At 68.4% G+C, this 18,195-nt stretch carries 20 protein-coding genes and 1 riboswitch; of the genes, 11 read left to right on the forward strand and 9 right to left on the reverse strand.

The window, feature by feature from the left end; translation table 11 throughout:
* Window positions 1–10: 10 nt before the first annotated feature.
* Together CQY20_RS23315 and CQY20_RS23320 are read right to left on the reverse strand one after the other, a co-directional pair.
* The gene (locus CQY20_RS23315) at window positions 11–835 is read right to left on the reverse strand and encodes a TrmH family RNA methyltransferase (protein ID WP_097942449.1); all 825 of its coding nucleotides are present in this window, start codon (window positions 833–835) and stop codon (window positions 11–13) included.
* Between the two features lie 43 nt (window positions 836–878).
* Window positions 879–1,310, reverse strand: a complete 432-nt coding sequence (locus CQY20_RS23320) for an Rv0880 family HTH-type transcriptional regulator (RefSeq protein ID WP_097942450.1) — start codon at window positions 1,308–1,310, stop codon at window positions 879–881.
* Between the two features lie 129 nt (window positions 1,311–1,439).
* On the opposite strand from CQY20_RS23320, the gene CQY20_RS23325 reads away from it, so the two are divergent.
* From CQY20_RS23325 to CQY20_RS23335, 3 genes are read left to right on the forward strand one after another with little or no spacing between them, the layout of a single operon-like run.
* Window positions 1,440–1,703 (forward strand): DUF2530 domain-containing protein, encoded by a 264-nt coding sequence (locus CQY20_RS23325; protein ID WP_097942451.1) that lies wholly within the window; start codon window positions 1,440–1,442, stop codon window positions 1,701–1,703.
* Window positions 1,704–1,748: 45 nt separating this feature from the next.
* On the forward strand, window positions 1,749–2,201 hold the full coding sequence (locus CQY20_RS23330) for an SRPBCC family protein (protein WP_097942452.1): 453 nt from the start codon (window positions 1,749–1,751) through the stop codon (window positions 2,199–2,201).
* Window positions 2,198–2,644, forward strand: coding sequence for a helix-turn-helix transcriptional regulator (locus CQY20_RS23335; protein ID WP_163701167.1), 447 nt, complete (start codon window positions 2,198–2,200; stop codon window positions 2,642–2,644). The genes CQY20_RS23330 and CQY20_RS23335 overlap by 4 nt, the downstream gene beginning before the upstream one ends.
* 3 nt (window positions 2,645–2,647) lie before the next feature.
* On the opposite strand, the gene CQY20_RS23340 is transcribed toward CQY20_RS23335, so the two are convergent.
* The 4 genes from CQY20_RS23340 to CQY20_RS23355 form a co-directional block, all read right to left on the reverse strand.
* Entirely contained in the window at window positions 2,648–3,277 is a 630-nt protein-coding gene (locus tag CQY20_RS23340) for a sigma-70 family RNA polymerase sigma factor (RefSeq protein WP_097942453.1), read from the reverse strand.
* A 159-nt stretch (window positions 3,278–3,436) separates the two neighbouring features.
* On the reverse strand, window positions 3,437–6,223 hold the full coding sequence (locus CQY20_RS23345; RefSeq protein ID WP_097942454.1) for a helix-turn-helix transcriptional regulator: 2,787 nt from the start codon (window positions 6,221–6,223) through the stop codon (window positions 3,437–3,439).
* A gap of 38 nt (window positions 6,224–6,261) precedes the next feature.
* A complete protein-coding gene (locus CQY20_RS23350) occupies window positions 6,262–7,032 on the reverse strand; it encodes an SDR family oxidoreductase (RefSeq protein ID WP_097942455.1) in 771 nt (256 codons plus the stop codon).
* A 5-nt stretch (window positions 7,033–7,037) separates the two neighbouring features.
* On the reverse strand, window positions 7,038–7,703 hold the full coding sequence (locus CQY20_RS23355) for a nitroreductase (protein WP_097942456.1): 666 nt from the start codon (window positions 7,701–7,703) through the stop codon (window positions 7,038–7,040).
* A gap of 141 nt (window positions 7,704–7,844) precedes the next feature.
* Here CQY20_RS23355 and CQY20_RS23360 point away from each other — a divergent pair, with 141 nt between their 5' ends.
* Window positions 7,845–8,261: a VOC family protein gene (locus tag CQY20_RS23360; RefSeq protein WP_097942457.1), complete on the forward strand. Its 417-nt coding sequence runs from the start codon at window positions 7,845–7,847 to the stop codon at window positions 8,259–8,261.
* 33 nt (window positions 8,262–8,294) lie between these two features.
* Complete coding sequence (locus tag CQY20_RS23365) at window positions 8,295–10,646, forward strand: ATP-binding cassette domain-containing protein (protein ID WP_097942458.1); 2,352 nt, start codon at window positions 8,295–8,297, stop codon at window positions 10,644–10,646.
* Here the strand turns inward: CQY20_RS23365 and CQY20_RS23370 are convergent.
* Window positions 10,631–11,521 carry a DUF3027 domain-containing protein gene (locus CQY20_RS23370; RefSeq protein WP_097942459.1) on the reverse strand — a complete coding sequence of 297 codons (891 nt, stop codon included), beginning with the start codon at window positions 11,519–11,521 and terminating at the stop codon, window positions 10,631–10,633. The genes CQY20_RS23365 and CQY20_RS23370 overlap by 16 nt on opposite strands.
* An 87-nt stretch (window positions 11,522–11,608) precedes the next feature.
* Here CQY20_RS23370 and CQY20_RS23375 point away from each other — a divergent pair, with 87 nt between their 5' ends.
* Both CQY20_RS23375 and CQY20_RS23380 read left to right on the forward strand, forming a co-directional pair.
* The gene (locus tag CQY20_RS23375) at window positions 11,609–13,309 is read left to right on the forward strand and encodes an MFS transporter (RefSeq protein WP_371871057.1); all 1,701 of its coding nucleotides are present in this window, start codon (window positions 11,609–11,611) and stop codon (window positions 13,307–13,309) included.
* Window positions 13,306–13,794, forward strand: a complete 489-nt coding sequence (locus tag CQY20_RS23380; RefSeq protein WP_097942460.1) for a DUF2771 domain-containing protein — start codon at window positions 13,306–13,308, stop codon at window positions 13,792–13,794. Before CQY20_RS23375 ends, CQY20_RS23380 begins: the two co-directional genes overlap by 4 nt.
* Here CQY20_RS23380 and CQY20_RS23385 read toward each other — a convergent pair.
* Entirely contained in the window at window positions 13,791–14,798 is a 1,008-nt protein-coding gene (locus tag CQY20_RS23385; RefSeq protein WP_097942461.1) for a glutathione S-transferase family protein, read from the reverse strand. The genes CQY20_RS23380 and CQY20_RS23385 overlap by 4 nt on opposite strands.
* A 34-nt stretch (window positions 14,799–14,832) precedes the next feature.
* Window positions 14,833–15,243, reverse strand: coding sequence for a cold-shock protein (locus tag CQY20_RS23390; protein ID WP_097942462.1), 411 nt, complete (start codon window positions 15,241–15,243; stop codon window positions 14,833–14,835).
* Window positions 15,244–15,388: 145 nt separating this feature from the next.
* Here CQY20_RS23390 and CQY20_RS23395 point away from each other — a divergent pair, with 145 nt between their 5' ends.
* The 4 genes from CQY20_RS23395 to CQY20_RS35620 all read left to right on the forward strand — a co-directional run.
* The gene (locus CQY20_RS23395; protein ID WP_097942463.1) at window positions 15,389–15,793 is read left to right on the forward strand and encodes a YccF domain-containing protein; all 405 of its coding nucleotides are present in this window, start codon (window positions 15,389–15,391) and stop codon (window positions 15,791–15,793) included.
* Window positions 15,790–16,842 carry a GTP 3',8-cyclase MoaA gene (gene moaA / locus CQY20_RS23400; RefSeq protein ID WP_097942464.1) on the forward strand — a complete coding sequence of 351 codons (1,053 nt, stop codon included), beginning with the start codon at window positions 15,790–15,792 and terminating at the stop codon, window positions 16,840–16,842. The genes CQY20_RS23395 and moaA overlap by 4 nt, the downstream gene beginning before the upstream one ends.
* 7 nt (window positions 16,843–16,849) lie before the next feature.
* Window positions 16,850–17,125 carry a MoaD/ThiS family protein gene (locus tag CQY20_RS23405; RefSeq protein ID WP_097942465.1) on the forward strand — a complete coding sequence of 92 codons (276 nt, stop codon included), beginning with the start codon at window positions 16,850–16,852 and terminating at the stop codon, window positions 17,123–17,125.
* Window positions 17,126–17,373: 248 nt separating this feature from the next.
* Window positions 17,374–17,550, forward strand: a riboswitch (cyclic di-AMP (ydaO/yuaA leader).
* Between the two features lie 9 nt (window positions 17,551–17,559).
* A partial coding sequence (locus tag CQY20_RS35620) for a transglycosylase family protein (RefSeq protein ID WP_165789291.1) occupies window positions 17,560–18,195 on the forward strand: 636 nt, incomplete at its 3' end.

The raw sequence follows: 18,195 nt of genomic DNA on the forward strand, positions 1-18,195 counted from the left end.
CGCTGCGCTGCTACCCCGCCGGATGCTCGAATCTAACCCGTTCATAGAACGCCAACGCCGCAGCCGTCGCGACGTTCAGCGAGTCCGTTCCCCGCGACATCGGGATGCGCACGCGGACGTCGCTGGCCCGCATCGCCGTCTCGGTCAGGCCGGGACCTTCGGCGCCGACGAGGATCGCGACGGGCTGGTCACCGACTTCCGCCATCGCGTCCGCCAGCGTGCGGGCGGCGGGGTCGGGCGTCATCGCCATAATGCGAAATCCCTTGTCGCGCAATGTGTTCAGATCACGCGGCCATGCCGTCGCCCAGGCGTAGGGCACCAGCAGGGCATGGCCCATCGACACCCGCACCGCGCGTCGATACAGCGGGTCGGCGCATCCGGTGCCGAACAGCACCCCGTCGACGCCGAGGCCCGCCGCGTTGCGGAAGATCGAACCGAGGTTCTCGTGGTCGTTGACGCCTTCGAGCACCGCGACCGTGCGCGCGCCGTCAATCACCGCCTCGACGGTCAGCTCCGGCGGCCGAGACGCCGAGGCGAGCACCCCGCGGTTGAGGTGGAAGCCGACGACCTCGGCCATCACCTCGGCGTTCACGCGGTAGTACGGGGCGTCGCAGTCTTGCAGGTCGGCGGTTAGCTCCTGCAGGCGGCGGTCGGTGCCCAGCATCGCGCGCGGCCGGAACCGCGACGCCAGCATCCGCTGCACCACGAGCACGCCTTCGGCGATCACCAATCCTTTGCCGGACGGCAGATCGGGCCGGCGGTCGACGCTGTTGAGGTCGCGGAAATCGTCCAGGCGCGGATCGGCCGGATCGGCCACGTCGACGACAGGACTCATCGCCCTTCAGTGTCCGCGCTTCTCCCAGCCCCCCGAGGCGTCTTCACGACTTCTCGTCAACAAGCACCGACATGAGGTCGGCAGCGACGAGCAACGCCTCCCGCTGCTGCTCGTTGAACTGCGAAAGCCGCGTTTTCAGCCATTCCTGGCTAGCTTTGCGCTCCGCTTCGATCAATTCCGCGCCGCGCGGCGACACCGAAACCAAAACCTGTCGGCCGTCTGCCGGATGCGCGCTTCGTGCGACAAATCCGAGTTCTGCAAGCGAAGCGATTACTCGCGTCATCGAGGGCGGTCTGACCCGCTCACGCAGGGCCAATGCACCGGGAGTCATGGCTCCCTCTTTTGCCAGAGTCGACAGCGCCGACAATTGCGACAGCGATATCGGTGATTCCGTTCGTCGAAACCTCAATTGGCGCGCCAATCGCATAACTGCCAGGGACAGGTCGCTAGCCAATCGGGAATCAACATCGTTCACATTGCAAAGAATAGCGAGCGCTTCTTCCCGAGCGCAGCAAAATCGGACCGGCGAACCGACGCAGTCGCGTCGCCCGTCGGTGTCGCCACTGGCCGCTCCCCGCATCGGTCACCGACTAGGTTGGGATCGATGGACGCCGAACCGCCTACCGCCGCTGAGCCGGAACCGCCTGCGCTGCCCGGGATCTTGCTCGAACCGTGGCCGGTCATCATCGTCATCGCGGTCGGCTGGTTGGTTGCCGTCATCCTCGCCTTCGCAGTTCCCGCACTACACGAGTGGCGTCCGATCGCGGTTGCCGGATTGGGTGTCGGCGCATTCGGCACGTCGATTTTTCTCATTCAGCGGCGCGCCGCTCGGCGCGGCTCGCGGGGCGCCCAACGCGGCTTGAGCTGAGGGTCAATTCAGGCAGCGACGAAATAGCGACGGGAAGGAAGACCAATGGCAGAGCCGCTATTGCAGGAGCAGATCGAAATCAACGCCCCGGTGGCCAAGGTCTGGGCATTGATCTCCGATTTCAAACGGATGCCCCAGTGGAGTCCGCAATGCCGGCTGATGAAGCCGCTGGGACCGCTGCGCCAAGGCACCAAAACGGTGAACCTCAACCGCCGCAATTTCCTGTTCTGGCCGACGACGAGCACAATCGTCGAGGTAATTCCGGAAAGGAAGCTGGCGTTTCGGGTCGACGCCAACAACACCATCTGGTCCTATGAGCTCGAGCCGACCGAGACCGGCACGCGGGTGATCGAGAGCAGGCACGCCGAGAACGGCGTGAAGCCGGTATCCAACCTGACGGTGCACACGTTGTTCGGCGGCGTGCCGAACTTCGAGCGCGAACTCGTCGACGGCATGAAGACCACGCTGGCGCGCATCAAGGCGGCGGCCGAGAGTTGACCTCACCCGCCGAGCAGCGTCGCCTGCAGGAGTTGAAACTCCTGCGGCGCGTCCGCGACCGGATGGATCGCGAGTACGCGCAGCCGCTGGACGTCGAGGCGCTCGCCCGCGACGTGAACATGTCGGCGGGCCACCTGTCGCGCCAATTCAAGGCCGCCTACGGCGAATCGCCGTACTCGTATCTGATGACGCGGCGCATCGAGCGTGCGATGACGCTGCTGCGGCGAGGCGAGATGTCGGTCACCGAAGTCTGTTTCGCGGTGGGCTGCTCGTCGCTGGGCACGTTCAGCACCCGGTTCACCGAGCTGGTCGGAATGTCGCCGAGCGCGTATCGCGAGCAGACGGCGGGCAACACCAAGGCGATTCCGTCGTGCGTGGAGAAGCATGTGACGAGGCCGACGAGGAAGGCGGGCGGCACGGTGCCCCACCTGCACCTGGCCTGAGCATCAGGCGGCGACGTCGGCCGCGAGAACTCCTTCGAGCGCGGCCATTTCGCCCGTCCGGGCCGCCGACAGGAACGCCGAGAACAGCCGCCGCTGATCGGCGGGCGCGGCGGCGGTGCGGCGTTCGGTCGTCAACCGCTTGCGGGCCCGGCTCACCAGCTGGCGGGCGTTCACGTCGGTGACGCCGACGGTGTGCCCGATCAAGTCGTAGGGGTAGTCGAACGCCTCCCGCAGGATGTAGGCGGCGCGCTCGGCTGGTGCGAGCTTCTCGAGCAGTGCCAGCGTGGCCGACTGCAGCGCGTCGGCTCGTTCGGCGCCCAGCGCAGGGTCCGCTTTGGTGTCGACCGGCTCGGGCAGCCACGGCGCGGCGCAGGTCTCGCGGCGGGCATGCGCCGACTGCAGCACGTTGATGCACAGCCGCGTCGTGGTCGTCACCAGAAACGCGGTGACATCGCGCACCGCGTCTCGGTCACAGAACTGCCATCGCAGCCACACGTCCTGAACGACGTCCTCGGCGTCGGCGACGCTGTGCAGCATCCGGTAGGCGACCGAGAAGATCCGGCGCCTGGCGCCTTCGAAGATCTCCACTGCGTCGGTGATGTCGGCGAGCGCGGCTGCGGTTGTCTCGGTCATGCATCTCAGCCTTGTGATCACCGCAGGCAACCGAGCCCTTGAAAACCCGTAGTCCGGTCCGTAGGCCCCCCTGGTTTTATTGCGCGAGCAGACGCTCGTGCCCGCAAAAGCCCAGGAAGAAGCGGACATTAGCGTCTGCTCGCGGGGAGAAAGTGAGGGCTAGCTGGCCCAGGACACCGTGCGCAGCTGGCGTCGCGAGCTGATGCCGAGCTTGACGAAGACCTTCCGGAGGTGCCATTCGACGGTATGCGTGCTGATGAACAGCTGCGCGCCGATCTCCTGGTTCGTCAGCCCGTCGCCGGCCAGCCGGGCGATCTGCGCCTCCTGTGCGGTGAGCTCGCTGCCGTTGCTCACCGGCTGCCTGCGCACCTTCTCGCCGGTGGCGACGAGCTCGCGGCGGGCGCGGTCGGCGAAACCCTGGGCGCCCATCGTGACGAACATCTCATGCGCCTCGCCGAGCTGGCGACGGGCATCCACGCGCCGGTTGCCGCGGCGCAGCCATTCGCCATAGCACAGCTTCGTGCGGGCGAGCTGTACGACGACCCTGGTCCCCTCCAGCCGCTCGACGGCGTCGCGGTAGTGGTCCTCGGCGTCGTCGCCGTCGGTGGCCAATGCGCGGGCCGTGGCGATCACACCCAGCCCCCAGCCTGTGCCGCTGGCCCCGGCGCGTCGCTCCAGTTGTTCGACCGCGGACGCTACGGTCTGCTGGTCGCTCAGATGCGCCGCCGCCTCGGCGAGCTCGAGCAGACACCAGCCGTAGAACCCGAGATCCTCGTATTCACAGGCCTTGTGGGCGGCTGCGCAGGCCTCCTCGTAGCGGCCGAGTCCGTTGTAGAGCACGGCCGACGCGTATCCGGTGAGCCCTAACAGGCGGCCCTCGCCCCGTTCGACGCCGTGCGCGGCGGCCGCTTCGATGATGGCGAGCGCATCGGTGGTCATCCCCCGCCACGCCGCGAGCAGCATTCGGTGGTAGCGCACCGGCGCGTAGTGATCGGTGGCCGCGCCGATCGAGTCGGCCTCTTCAATGAGGGTTGTCGCCGTACCGAATTCGCCCGCCAACATGTGCAAACCCGCCCGGTAGACCAGGGCGCGCGGAAGAGCCGCCAGCGCGCCGGTCTCCCGCGTGTGTCGCACCACGGAGGCCGAAAGTCGATCCACGACCGACTCGTCCCAGAGTTCATGCGCGGCGGACTCCTGCAGGATCGGAAACGCGGGCACCAGCCAGCGCCCGACGTCGTTGGCCGTGGCCTGCGCGCACATGTGGTCGAGGGCGACGCGCAGCGGGCCCGCACCAGCGGGGGGGCCGCCCGCGATGCGCTCGGCGATGCCTTGCAGCAGAAAGTCAACGGGCCGAGGCGCTTCGGCGTGCTCCAGTGTCATCGCCTGCGCGGCTTGAGCGGCCGCCGACAGGGCGTCGGGTGTGCCGAGGCGCCCGGCGTACATCAATGCCGAAATACCCTCCAGATAGGACTCGGGGGCGGAGTAGTCGTCGAGCTTTTCCAGCCGGCCCGCCGCGGCGAGAAGCTGTGGCGCCGTGTCCCCCACCCGCGGTGCGCCGGTGTCACCGCCGCGGCTGCGGACGAAGTCGATCTGCGCGCGCAGCCGAACGACCTGTGCCCGTTGCAGTTCCGACAACTGGCCGAGCTCTGCGATCGCGAGCATTTCATGCGCTGCCTGCGGTGCCGCCGCATCGCGCTTGGCCACCGCGGCCGCCAGCGCTCGTGCCCCGCGCCGGGCAGGGTCGGCGGTCAGTACCGCCGCGCGCTCCAGAAACGCTGCCGCCGCGGCGATTCCGCCTCTGCTCTGCGCCCGGTCCGCCGATGCGTCGAGCTCGTCGGCCACCGCGTCGTCGGGGCCGGTCGCCGCGATCGCGGCGTGCCACGCGCGCCGGTCGGGGTCGGACTGCGGATCGGTGGCTTCGGCGAGCGCGTGGTGAATCTTCCTGCGGTCCAACAGGTCCGCGGCGCGATACGCGGCCGACCGCACCAGCGGATGGTGGAACCGCATGCGCGGGCCGAATTCGATCACACCATCGGCTTCTGCTGGCGCCAGCGCGTCGACGGCGATGCCCAACTCGGCTGCGGCGCGCAGGAACAGTGCCGCATCGCCGACGGGCTCGGCGGCGGCGAGCAGCAGCAGCAACTGTGTGTCCTTGGGCAGCGACTGGATGCGGCGTACGTAGCGTTCCTCGAGCAGGCCGGCCGACGACGGGGTCGAAGCGTTGCCGAAGCCGCTGGCCAGCTCGGCCGGCGACACGTTGCGCGGCACCTCGAGCAGCGCCAGCGGGATGCCCCTGGTCTCGGCGATGATGCGGTCGCGGACCCGCTCGTCGATGCGACCGATCACCACAGAGTCGAGCAGTTCGCGCGCGTCGCCGTCGGACAGGCCCCGCAGCCCGAGTTCTGGCAGGCCCGACAGCACGTCGGGACGGTTCCGCACCCCGAACACCAGGGCGACGGGGTCGGCCAACAGCCGTCGCCCGACGAAGCCGAGCGTCTGCACCGACACCTGGTCGAGCCACTGCGCGTCGTCGACGATGCACAGCACGGGCTGGTCTTCGGCCGCCGCCGCGAGCAGGCTCAGCACCGCGAGCCCGACGAGGAAGCGGTCCGGCGTCTCGCCGACCCCGCGGCCGAACGCCACGTTGAGTGCCTCGCGCTGCGGCTCGGGCAACTCGTCGAGGTGGTTGAGCAGCGGCGCGCACAGCTGTTGCAGCCCGGCGAAGGCCAGTTCCATGTCGGACTCGACGCCTGCCACATGGATGCATCGGAACCCGGAGGCGCTGTCGGCCAGGAAGTCCAGCAGCGCCGTCTTGCCGACGCCCGCCTCGCCGCGCAGCACCAACACCTGGCAGCTGCCCGATTGGACGGTCGACAACAGGCTGCGAAGCGCCGCGCATTCGTCGGCGCGACCCCGCAGACGGTCTCCCCGCCCATCACTCGACATAAGGCTCCACGTTGTTCGTTTAGTGGACCTTACCGGGCCTATCTGGTAGCGGCGGTCCGCAGAACCCAGTCGGCGAACCGGCCCGCCGCGACGGCGGCGTCGTCGGCGGGCAGGAATGCGCTCTCACACAAGCTCTCGGACAGTTCGACGCCGCAGAACCGGGCCGCGGTGTCGGCGACGACGCGGCGGGCATCGCGGTGAGCGGTCAGCAGGATGCGAACGACGTCGTCGAGGCGGAACGTCTCGGGCCCGGCCACTTCGATGACGCCGTTGGGCGGGTCTCGATCGATGATCTCGGCGATGGCCTCGGCGACGTCGTCCGACGCGATCGGCTGGATCCGGGCAGACGGCAGCCGCACTGTGTCCCCCTCAGTCGCGAAATCTGCTGTGGGATTGAGGAATTCGAAGACCTGGGTGGACCGCAGCACGCAGTAAGGGACGGGGCCGTCGGCGATGAGGGTCTCCTGCACCTGCTTGGCCCGAAAGTAGCCGCCGAGCGGCGCCAGCCGGTCGGTGCCGACCACCGACAGCGCGATGTGGAAACGAACGCCGGCGTCGGCGCCGAACCTCAGCAGGTTTGTCGTCGATTCCGTGAAGAACAAAGTCGCGACGTCCGCATCAAACGACGGCGCATCCGACGTGTCGACCACCACGGACGCGCCGGCCAGCGCGTCGGCCAAGCCTGCACCGGTGACGGTGTCCACCCCGGTCGAAGGGGCCGCGACCACGACGTCACGACCGCGGGCGGCCAAGGCGCGCACCACCTTCGAGCCGACCCGGCCGGTGCCGCCGACGACGACGATGCTCACGCCCGCTAATCCTCGATGAACGTGACGTTCTCGGTGAGCGGGGCCCGGCCGGTGCGGATGTAGTTGACGGCGGGATCTTCGTAGCCGATCGACATGCCGCAGAACAGCATCAGGCCTTCGGGCGGACAGACGATGTCGGAGACGGTCTCCCGAACCTGCGACCAGGCCATCTGCGGGCAGCTGTGCAGGCCTTCGGCGCGCAGCAGAAGCATGACGGTCTGCAGATACATGCCGAGGTCGGCCCATTGCGGCCTGCCGAGGTCGCGGTCGATGTAGCAGAACAGCGCGGCGGGTGCGCCGAAGCAGTCCCAGTTGGCGATGGCGGCGCGCTGACGCGCCTCCCAGTCCTCGCGCGCGATGCCGAGCGCGCTGTAGCGCTCCTTGCCGAAGGCCGATCTGCGCTCGGCGTACGGGGACTTCAGTTCGCGGGGATACATCTCGAACTCCCGCTCATCCCACGGCTGGCCGGTGGCCACCCGCTCGACGGCGCGCTTCTTCAGCTGCGCCAGCGGTTCGCCGGTGACGACGAATATTCGCCAGGGCTGGATGTTCGATCCCGACGGCGCCCACGCCGCCGCGGACAGCACACGCTCCAAGACGTCTCGCGGTACTTCTTCATCGGTGAATCCACGCACGGCACGTCGTGTCGTAACCGCTTCGTAGACGTCCATTCTCTTCTTGCCTCCATCTTTTCTCGGTCACTTACTTAGACCGGGTAGCGAGGCGATTCGTGACAGCGGGCGGGGCGCGATGGCGAATCGATCAGGAATCGAGAAGCGCCCGCCGTCGCGGGCCATCTAGCGTGAGCACCCATGGACATCACCATTTACTCGAGCTTCCTTCCGCACGATGACCCCGACGAGTCGCTGGCGTTCTACCGCGACGCGCTCGGCTTTGAAGTGCGCCTCGACGTCGGCAAGAACAAGATGCGGTGGATCACGGTCGGCCCGCCCAACCAGCCCGATACGTCGATCGTGCTGTACCCGCCGTCGGCGACCCCCGGCCTCACCGACGAGGAGCGGCGCGTCATCGCCGAGATGATGGCCAAGGGCACGTTCGGCACGCTGGTGCTGGCCACCAAGGATGTGGACGCCACTTTCGAAGAGGTGCAACAACGCAATGTCCGCAACGTCGAGGTGGTGCAGGAGCCCACCGATCAGCCGTATGGTGTGCGCGACTGTGCCCTGCGCGATCCCGCGGGCAACATGTTGCGCATTCAGCAGCGCTAGCCGACCGCGAACAACGCCCCGAGCAGAGGACCGATGCACAAGGCAGACAGCCATGACCGCATCCGGGTGACCGGAGCCCGTGAAAACAATCTCAAGGACGTCAACGTCGAGCTGCCCAAGCGCAGGCTGACGGTGTTCACCGGCGTGTCCGGCTCAGGCAAGAGCTCGCTGGTGTTCGACACGATCGCCGCCGAGTCGCAGCGGTTGATCAACGAGACCTACAGCGCGTTCATCCAGGGCTTCATGCCGAACCTGGCGCGGCCCGAGGTCGACGTGCTGGAGGGGTTGACCACCGCGATCATCGTCGACCAGCAGCGGATGGGTTCGGATCCGCGCTCGACGGTGGGCACCGCGACCGACACCGGCGCGATGCTGCGCATCCTGTTCAGCCGGCTGGGCAAGCCGCACATCGGCCCGCCGCAGGCGTTTTCCTTCAACGTCGCCTCGATCAGCGGGGCGGGCGCCGTCACCGTGGAGCGCGGCGGGCGGACCGTCAAGGAACGCCGCGAGTTCAGCATCACCGGCGGCATGTGTCCGCGTTGCGAGGGTCGCGGATCGGTCAACGACATCGACCTCACCGCGCTCTACGACGACAGCAAGTCACTCAACGAGGGTGCGCTCACCATCCCCGGCTACAGCATGGAGGGCTGGTACGGCCGAATCTTTCGGGGCTGCGGCTTCTTCGACTGCGACAAGCCGATCCGCAAGTACACCAAGAAAGAACTCGACGCGCTGCTGCACAAAGAGGCGACCAAGATCAAGGTCGACGGCGTCAACCTGACCTACCTCGGGCTGATCCCGCAGATCAAGAAGTCGTTTCTGAACAAGGACGTCGAGGCGATGCAACCGCATATCCGCGCCTTCGTCGAGCGGGCGGTCACGTTCACCGCATGCCCCGACTGCGGCGGCACCCGGCTGTCGGAGACGGCGCGATCATCAAAGATCAAGGGCCACAACATCGCCGACGTGTGCGCGATGCAGATCAGCGATCTCGCGGAATGGGTGAAGGGCATCGACGACAAGTCGGTCGCGCCGTTGGTGGCCGCGCTGCGGCACACGCTGGACTCCTTCGTCGAGATCGGGCTCGGCTATCTGTCGCTGGACCGGCCCGCAGGCACGCTGTCGGGCGGAGAAGCCCAACGCGTCAAGATGATTCGGCATCTCGGTTCGTCACTCACCGACGTCACCTACGTGTTCGACGAGCCGACGATCGGGCTGCACCCGCACGACATCGCGCGGATGAACGACCTGCTGCTGCGGCTGCGCGACAAGGGCAACACGGTGCTGGTCGTCGAGCACAAGCCCGAGGTCATCGAAATCGCCGACCACGTCGTCGATCTCGGCCCCGGCGCGGGCACGGCAGGCGGTGAGGTCGTCTTCGAGGGCGACGTGGACGGCTTGCGCAGGAGCGACACCGTCACCGGCCGCCACCTCGGCGACCGTGCCACACTCAAGGACACGGTGCGCACCGCCTCCGGCGCCCTGCAGGTGCGCGGCGCCGACACCAACAACCTGCAGAAGGTCGACGTCGACATCCCGCTGGGCGTGCTGGTGGTGATCACCGGCGTCGCAGGCTCGGGCAAGAGCTCGCTGATCGACGGGTCGGTGGCGGGCCGGGACGGGGTCGTCACCGTCGACCAGACGCCGATCCGCGGCTCGCGGCGCAGCAATCCGGGGACCTACACCGGGCTGCTCGACCCGATCCGCAAGGCGTTCGCCAAGGCCAATGGTGTTAAGCCCGCGCTCTTTTCGGCCAACTCCGAAGGAGCCTGCCCCAACTGCAACGGCGCCGGGGTCATCTACATGGACCTGGCGATGATGGCAGGCGTCGCGACGCCGTGCGACGTGTGCGAGGGCAAGCGATTCGAGGCGTCTGTGCTGGAGTACACCCTCGGCGGCCGTGACATCAGCGAGGTGCTGGCGATGCCGGTGACCGAGGCGCTGGAGTTCTTCGGCTCCGGTGATGCGAAAACACCTGCGGCGCAGAAGATTCTGGCGCATCTTGCCGACGTCGGCCTTGGCTATCTGACGCTCGGTCAGCCGTTGACGACGCTGTCGGGCGGTGAGCGGCAACGGCTGAAACTGGCCAACCAGATCGGCGAGAAGGCCAGTGTCTTCGTGCTCGACGAGCCGACATCGGGCCTGCACCTCGCCGATGTCGAGCAGCTACTCGACCTGCTGGATCGCCTCGTCGACGGCGGCAAGTCGGTCATCGTCATCGAGCACCATCAGGCGGTGATGGCGCACGCCGACTGGATCATCGACCTGGGCCCCGGCGCGGGCCACGACGGCGGCCGGGTGGTGTTCGAGGGCACGCCCGCCGATCTCGTCGCCGAGAAGTCGACGCTGACCGGCAAGCACCTGGCCGACTACGTGGGGTCCTGATCCGCCTGGTCCGTCGGCGCCTGCTCTGGCTGGCTCGGTTCCTGCTCGCCGGCCGCCTGCTCCTCGGCCGCCTGCTCCTCCTCGGCCGGCTTGTCCTGGGTGACCGGGCGCTGCATCACGTCGAGGACGCCGTCGTCGTACGGGTCATACAGCGGCGAACCGGATCCGGCGGGCGCGGGCGTGTCCGAGTGCGCGCCGCAGCCGTATTCCGAGTCCACGACGTGGCCGTCGGCGGACAGCTCGTTGGCGCACACGCCGAACATCAGCCCCAACACACCGGACAGCGGCACGTAGAACCCGCAGTCGCGGCACACCCGTTTGGTGGAACGCGCCATCGCCGACCCGGGCCCGTACTCGCCGTCGTGCCAGCGTTGTGCGGCCTCGGCGCGGCCCAGTTGGCTCAGCACGCGGCGGCGGCCGAGGCCGAGTTCGACGGCCACGTCGTCGATGGCCGGGTCGCCGGTCATGGTGAAGCCGGGCACCAGGCGCGGATCCTCGGCGGGCGCGGCGAGCAAATCGCCGGGCCCCAGATCACCCGGGCGCAGACGCTCCTGCCAGGGCACCCACTTCGGCGCCAGCAGCGCCGTCGGCCCCGGCACCAAAACGACCTCGCTGATCGTCGCGTGGTCGGCGCCGGGATGCGCGGCGACCACCACGGCCCACTGCCAGCCCTGATAGCCGGGCAGGTTCGCAAGGAATCGGTGCGTGGCGGCGTTGGCGTCGTCGAACTCGGCGCCCAGGTACTCCCCGACGGTCTCACCGCTGTGCTCGATGATCGCCGCACGCGCCTGTTCGACGGCGCCGAGCAGCACCGCCTCGAGGTCGCCGTCGCGCCGGTCCGAGCCGTTCTCGGTGGATTCCGTCACGCTGTCCACGCGGTCAATAGTGCCTGACCGGCCTGCGCGCAGCCACACCCGGTCGGGTGCCCGCCGCCGTCACAGTGATGGTGGAGAATCGGATGTGTGACCGGACCGCGGCGTGATCCCCCAGACCGGGCGCGCCGCTATTACCCGCCGCGACCGCCTGCAGACCGCGGTGACGAGCATCCGGGCATGGCGAACTATCCCAGCGACGGGATGAATCAGCGGCGCCAGCACCGCTCAAGCCCGAGCGCGAACCGGTACCTGCCGCCGCTCGAGGAGCGGCGGACCTACCGCAGCGACCCCGGCATCGGCGAGGGGTTGGGCCGCGACACGTCGCCGCCGCCGCGCTCGGCCGCGCAGCGCAGCCGCGACATGGGCTACAAGATGTATGGCCTGTTTCACCGCGCCGCCACCGCCGACGGCGCCGACAAGTCGGGGCTGACCGCGCTGACCTATCCCGTGATGGCCAACTTCGCCGTCGACGCCGCGATGGCGGTCGCGTTGGCCAACACGCTGTTCTTCGCGGCGGCCTCCGGTGAGAGCAAGAGTCGCGTCGCGCTGTATCTGCTCATCACGATCGCGCCGTTCGCGATCATCGCGCCGCTGATCGGGCCCGCGCTGGACCGTCTGCAACACGGTCGCCGGGTCGCGCTGGCGACGTCGTTCGCGCTGCGCACCGTGCTCGTGGTGCTGTTGATCGCCAATTACGACGGCGCCACCGGCAGCTTCCCGTCGTGGGTGCTGTACCCGTGTGCGCTGGGAATGATGGTGCTGTCCAAGTCATTCAGCGTGTTGCGCAGCGCCGTGACACCACGGGTGCTGCCGCCGACCATCGACCTGGTCCGGGTCAACTCGCGGCTGACGGTGTTCGGCCTGCTCGGCGGAACCATCGTCGGCGGCGCCGTGGCCGCGGGCGCGGAGTATCTGTTCAATCTCTTTCACATGCCCGGCGCGTTGTACGTGATCGTCGCGCTGACGTTGGCCGGGGCCGCGCTGGCGATGCGCATACCGAAGTGGGTGGAGGTCACCGAGGGCGAGGTCCCGACGACGTTGAGCTACCACGGCTACCCCGGCGACGCGCATGAGGCCCTGCCCGGCGCGCCACTGCGCCGCACGCACTGGCGCTCCGAGCCCAGAAGCGCGCGACAGCCCGTCGGCCGCAACATCATCACCGCGCTGTGGGGCAACTGCACGATCAAGGTGATGGTCGGCTTTCTGTTCCTCTATCCGGCGTTCGTCGCGAAATCCCATGACGCGAGCGGATGGGAGCAGCTGTTGATCCTCGGCCTGATCGGTGCGGCCGCGGCGATCGGCAACTTTGGCGGCAACTTCGCCAGCGCGCGGATTCCGCTGGGACATCCCGCGCGGTTGGTGGTGCACAGCACCATCGCGGTCACGCTGGTGGCGCTGGCGACGGCACTGACCGGCAAGCTGATGGTGGCCGCGCTCGCGGCGCTCGTCACGTCGGCGGCCAGCGCCATCGCCAAGGCGTCGCTGGATGCGTCGCTGCAGCATGACCTGCCCGAGGCGTCCCGCGCCTCGGCGTTCGGGCGTTCCGAATCGCTGCTGCAGCTGGCATGGGTCGCGGGCGGCGCGACCGGTGTTCTCGTGTATACCCAACTGCACATTGGCTTTACGGTGATCTCGATGGTGTTGATCCTTGGCCTCGCGCAGACGGTGGTGAGCTATCGCGGCGACTCGCTGATCCCCGGCTTCGGCGGCAATCGCCCGGTGCTCGCGGCGCGAGAAGGTGCGTCAGCGGGAAGCGGCCGCGACGATTCGGCGGTACCGCGCGAGTGAAGAAGGGACTGGCGGCGCTGCTGGCCGTCGCGGTGGTGGCGTCTGTCGCGACGGGTGTGCTGATCTGGCGGCTGACCCGCAACCCGGCGCCCGAGTATCCGGAGATCAGCGCCTACACCAGAGGGCAACTCGTCCGCGTCGGACCGTACCGCTATTGCGACGTCTTCAACCCGACGAAATGCGACATGCCAAGGGAAATCGGCGAACTCGTCGTCAGCTCGCGCAATCCCGTGCAGCTGTCGGTGCCGGAGGCCATCGCGCGGGCGCCGTGGGTGCTGCTGCGCGCCTACGAGGGGCCCGAGGACACCGTCGTCGAGACCTTCGCACCCAACAGCAGGCTTGCGGTGACCATCCCCACCGTCGACCCGCAGCGCGGCCGGTTGACCGGCATCGCGGTGGAACTGCCGACCATCGTCCGCGACGAGCAGGGCAACGAATTCCCGGTGCCGCACGCCGAATGGTCGGTCAGCACCGTCTGGCCCTAGCCCGCGGAGTGCCCCGCGGGTACCCGCTCCCCCTCACGCGGTGGCCCCGGCGGCGTACCGTCACCGAAAGGCCTGCCGCCCAAGGCCTCTCGGCCATGCGGGGTCAGCCAGCCGGACAGGTCAGGACCCTTGGGGACGATGCGCGTGGGGTTGATGTCGGTGTGCACGATGTAGTAGTGCTGCTTGATCTGCACGAAGTCGACGGTGTCGCCGAAGCCCGGCGTCTGAAACAGATCACGCGCGTACGCCCACAGCACCGGCATCTCGGAGAGCTTGTTCCGGTTGCATTTGAAGTGCCCGTGATACACCGGGTCGAAGCGCACCAGCGTGGTGAACAGCCGCACGTCGGCCTCGGTTATGGTGTCGCCCACCAGATATCGCCGATCGGCCAGGCGCTCGGTGAGCCAGTCCAGGGCGTCGAACAACCGGTCGTAAGCCTTGTCGTAGGCCTCCTGTGAGCCGGCGAAGCCGCAGCGGTACACGCCGTTGTTCACCTCGGTGTAGATGCGCTGGGCCACCTCGTCGATCTCGGCGCGCAACGCCTTGGGGTACAGATCGGGCGCGCCGTCGCGGTGATAGGCCGTCCACTCCGTGGAGAAGTCCAGAGTTATCTGCGCGAAGTCATTGGTGACGACCTGCCCCGTCGGCACGTCGACGATCGCGGGCACGGTGATGCCCTTGGAGTAGTCCGGGAACCGCGCGAGGTAGGCGTCTCGCAGCCGCGGGATTTTCAGCACCGGGTCCACACCGCCTGGATCAAGGTCGAACGTCCAGCTGCGCTCGTCGTGCGTCGGCCCGCAGAAGCCGATCGACAACGCGTCCTCCAGCCCGAGCAGCCGCCGCACGATGATCGCGCGGTTGGCCCACGGGCAGGCCCGCGCGACGATCAGCCGGTAGCGACCCGGTTCGACGGGATAGCCGTCGCGGCCGTCGGCAGTGATACGGGTGGTGATGTAGTTCGTGTCGCGGTTGAACTCGCCGCCGCTGGACACATATTCAGCCATGCCTCCAGCATGCCCCCCGCCGCGCCGAAAGGCGTCAGCGGTCGAGTTCGCGCGCGACGGCGCGCACCACCTCTGACACCCGCCGCGCGGTCTTGCGGTCGGGATAGCGGCCCTTGCGCAGCTCGGGCTGCACCGCGCTCTCCAGCAGGGTGATCATGTCCTCGACCATGCCGTGCAGCTCGTCGGGCGAGTGCTTGTGCTCGGCCACCGCGGCCTCCCGGCGCGTGCGCGTCAGGCTCGGCGGCGGGTCGATGATCTTCAGGCTCAACGCCTGCGGCCCACGCCGCCCCGTGGCCACACCGAACTCCACCCGCTGGCCGGACTTGAGTGCGTCGACGCCTGCGGGCAGTGCGGAGGACCGGACGTAGACGTCTTCGCCGTCCTCCTGCGACAGAAAGCCGAACCCCTTCTCGGGGTCATACCACTTCACCCGGCCCGTCGGCACTGCTCTCACCCGCTTGTCTCTAGAAGCCACATAAGGAAAGCGTCCCGCCTTCTCGCAGGACGCGTTTGCGACAGATCCTACTCGGAGGTCTCAGCGACCAGCACCCCTATTACTCGGTAGGCTGAAACGACCGCGAAAGGACGAGATGCGCCTTATTTTGAACGTGATTTGGTTGGTGTTCGGCGGCCTCTGGCTGGCGCTGGGCTACCTGCTGGCCGCGCTCATCTGCTTCGTTCTGATCATCACCATCCCGTTCGGATTCGCGTCGCTGCGCATCGCGTCCTACGCCCTGTGGCCGTTCGGCCGCACCGTCATCGACAAGCCCGGCACGCGGCCCGGCGCGCTGATCGGCAACGTCATCTGGGTTTTGCTGTTCGGCATCTGGCTGGCCATCGGACACGTGGTCACCGCCGTCGCGATGGCCGTCACGATCATCGGCATCCCGCTGGCGCTGGCCAACCTCAAGATGATCCCGGTCTCGCTCGTGCCGCTGGGCAAGGAAATCGTGCCCGTCGACTCCATCAACCAACCCCTGCGAGCTGCCGCATGACCGTCACCGATCTCGGCCTGCCGTCGCTGGTGCGCCCCACGACTCCGGCGCCGGCCGACGGCCCGCTGATCGACACCTACGGCCGCGCCGCCACCGATCTGCGGGTGTCGCTGACCGACCGCTGCAATCTGCGGTGCACATACTGCATGCCCGCCGAGGGACTCGACTGGATGCGCGGCGAGGAACTGCTCACCGTCGAGGAGCTCACCCGGCTGGTCCGTATCGCGGTCACCCGCCTCGGCATCACGCGGGTGCGTTTCACCGGCGGCGAACCGCTGGTGGCCAAGCGGCTCGAAGACATCATCGCCGCCACCGCCGCGCTGGCGCCCCGCCCCGAGATCGCATTGACCACCAACGGGATCGGGCTCGACCGCCGCGCCGCCGGGCTGAAGCAGGCCGGGCTGGACCGCATCAACGTCTCGCTGGACACCGTCGACCGCGAGCGCTTCATCCACATCACCCGCCGCGACCGCCTCGCCGACGTGCTGGCCGGTCTAGCCGCCGCCCACGAGGCCGGGCTGAGGCCGGTGAAGGTGAACGCGGTGCTCGATCCGACCACCGGCATCGACGACGCGGTCGCGCTGCTGCGGTTCTGCATCGAGCACGACTACCAGCTGCGCATCATCGAGCAGATGCCGCTCGACGCCGGCCACGCCTGGTCGCGCGGCGCGGCGCTGAGCGCCGACGAGATCCTGGCCGCGCTGCAGCAGCACTTCACGCTGACGCCGGACCCGAAGCCGCGGGGATCCGCGCCGGCCGAGCTGTGGCTCGTCGACGGCGGCCCCGCCACCGTCGGCGTCATCGCGTCGGTATCGCACGCGTTCTGCTCGGCCTGCGACCGCACCCGGCTGACGGCTGACGGCCAGGTCCGCAGCTGCCTGTTCTCCCGCGAGGAGACCGACCTGCGCGGCCTGATGCGCTCCGGCGCCGACGACGACGCCGTCGAGGCCGCCTGGCGCGCGGCGATGTGGGCCAAGCCCGCGGGCCACGGCATCAACGACCCCGACTTCGTCCAGCCAGACCGGCCGATGAGCGCGATCGGCGGGTGATCGACCGATGACCATCAGACAGTCCACGCAGACTCTGCAGTTGACCGTCCGCTATTTCGCGGCGGCCCGCGCCGCGGCGGGCATCGAGACCGAGACCATGCACGTCGCGGCGGGTACCACCGTCGGCGCCCTGGTCGACATGCTGGCCACGCGGAGCGAGGACCTGGCCCGCGTGCTGCAGCGCTGTTCTTTTCTGCGCGACGGAATCGCGGTCCGCGACGACGCTGTCGAGCTGGTCGACGGCCAGACACTGGATGTGCTGCCGCCCTTCGCCGGCGGGTAATCGTGATTTACATCACATAACGAAACGGTCACAAGCTGGCTACAGACAGGTTGAGGCCGGTATGCACCAGCGTAAACGCCGAGAAATCCAGCGGGTTTAGAGGCCTTTTAACATTTGCCGACCTGCGAAACGCCGCCCGCCCCAAAAAGTGACTACAACGCGGGGAGCCGTTAGGTTCTTCCGCAGGCCTGTGGACCCTAATCCGTTGGCCCTCCTTGTCCGATAGCGCCGAGCTCCATCCGTCGGGCAGGGATACGACGACACAACCATGGATGGGGGCGGGGGACCCACCGGTCCACCGACATAAGGACCTGGGGCCGCTTGCGGCCCCTTGGGGTGAAGCCGAGTCGTTTCGCCGACACGGCCGGGCAACCTCTCCAGCCCGAACCCGACAGCTGACCTCGTGGGCGCTTTAGAGAGGACCTAGCGCACCTATGAGTGGACGGCATCGCAAGCCCACATCATCGGCAAAGTCAGTCGCGAAAGTCGCCTTCACAGGCGCGGTCATCGGCGGTGGGAGCCTCGCCCTAGCCGGGCATGCTGGCGCCGCCACCGATGGCGAATGGGACAAGGTCGCCTCGTGTGAGTCGGGCGGCAACTGGGCCATCAACACCGGCAACGGCTATCAGGGCGGACTGCAGTTCTCGCCCAGCACGTGGACGTCGCACGGCGGCGGCGAGTACGCGCCCGCCGCCCACCTGGCCACCAAGGAAGAGCAGATCGCTGTCGCCGAACGCGTCCTGGCCAGCCAGGGCCGCGGCGCATGGCCGGTCTGCGGCCGTGGCCTGTCGAACGCCACCCCGCGCAATGTGCCAAGCGAAGAGCCGGTCGACGCGGTCGGGCTGAACGGCGAACTGCCGCCGCCCCCGCCGCCGTTCGACCCGTTCGCACCGCCTCCTCCGCCGCCCGCGGCCCCGATCGACGCCATGGCGGCTCCGCTGCCTGCCGCGCCGCCGCCGCCACCTCCGCCACCACCGGCACCCGAGCTACCGCCGCCTCCGCCACCGGCAGACGGTCCGATCGTCGACGCCTCGCTCGAGCAGCCGGCGCCCGGCCAACTGGTTCCAGAC

Origin of the sequence: Mycolicibacterium agri, from assembly GCF_002553505.1 — a bacterium.
GTDB classification, from domain to species: domain Bacteria; phylum Actinomycetota; class Actinomycetes; order Mycobacteriales; family Mycobacteriaceae; genus Mycobacterium; species Mycobacterium agri.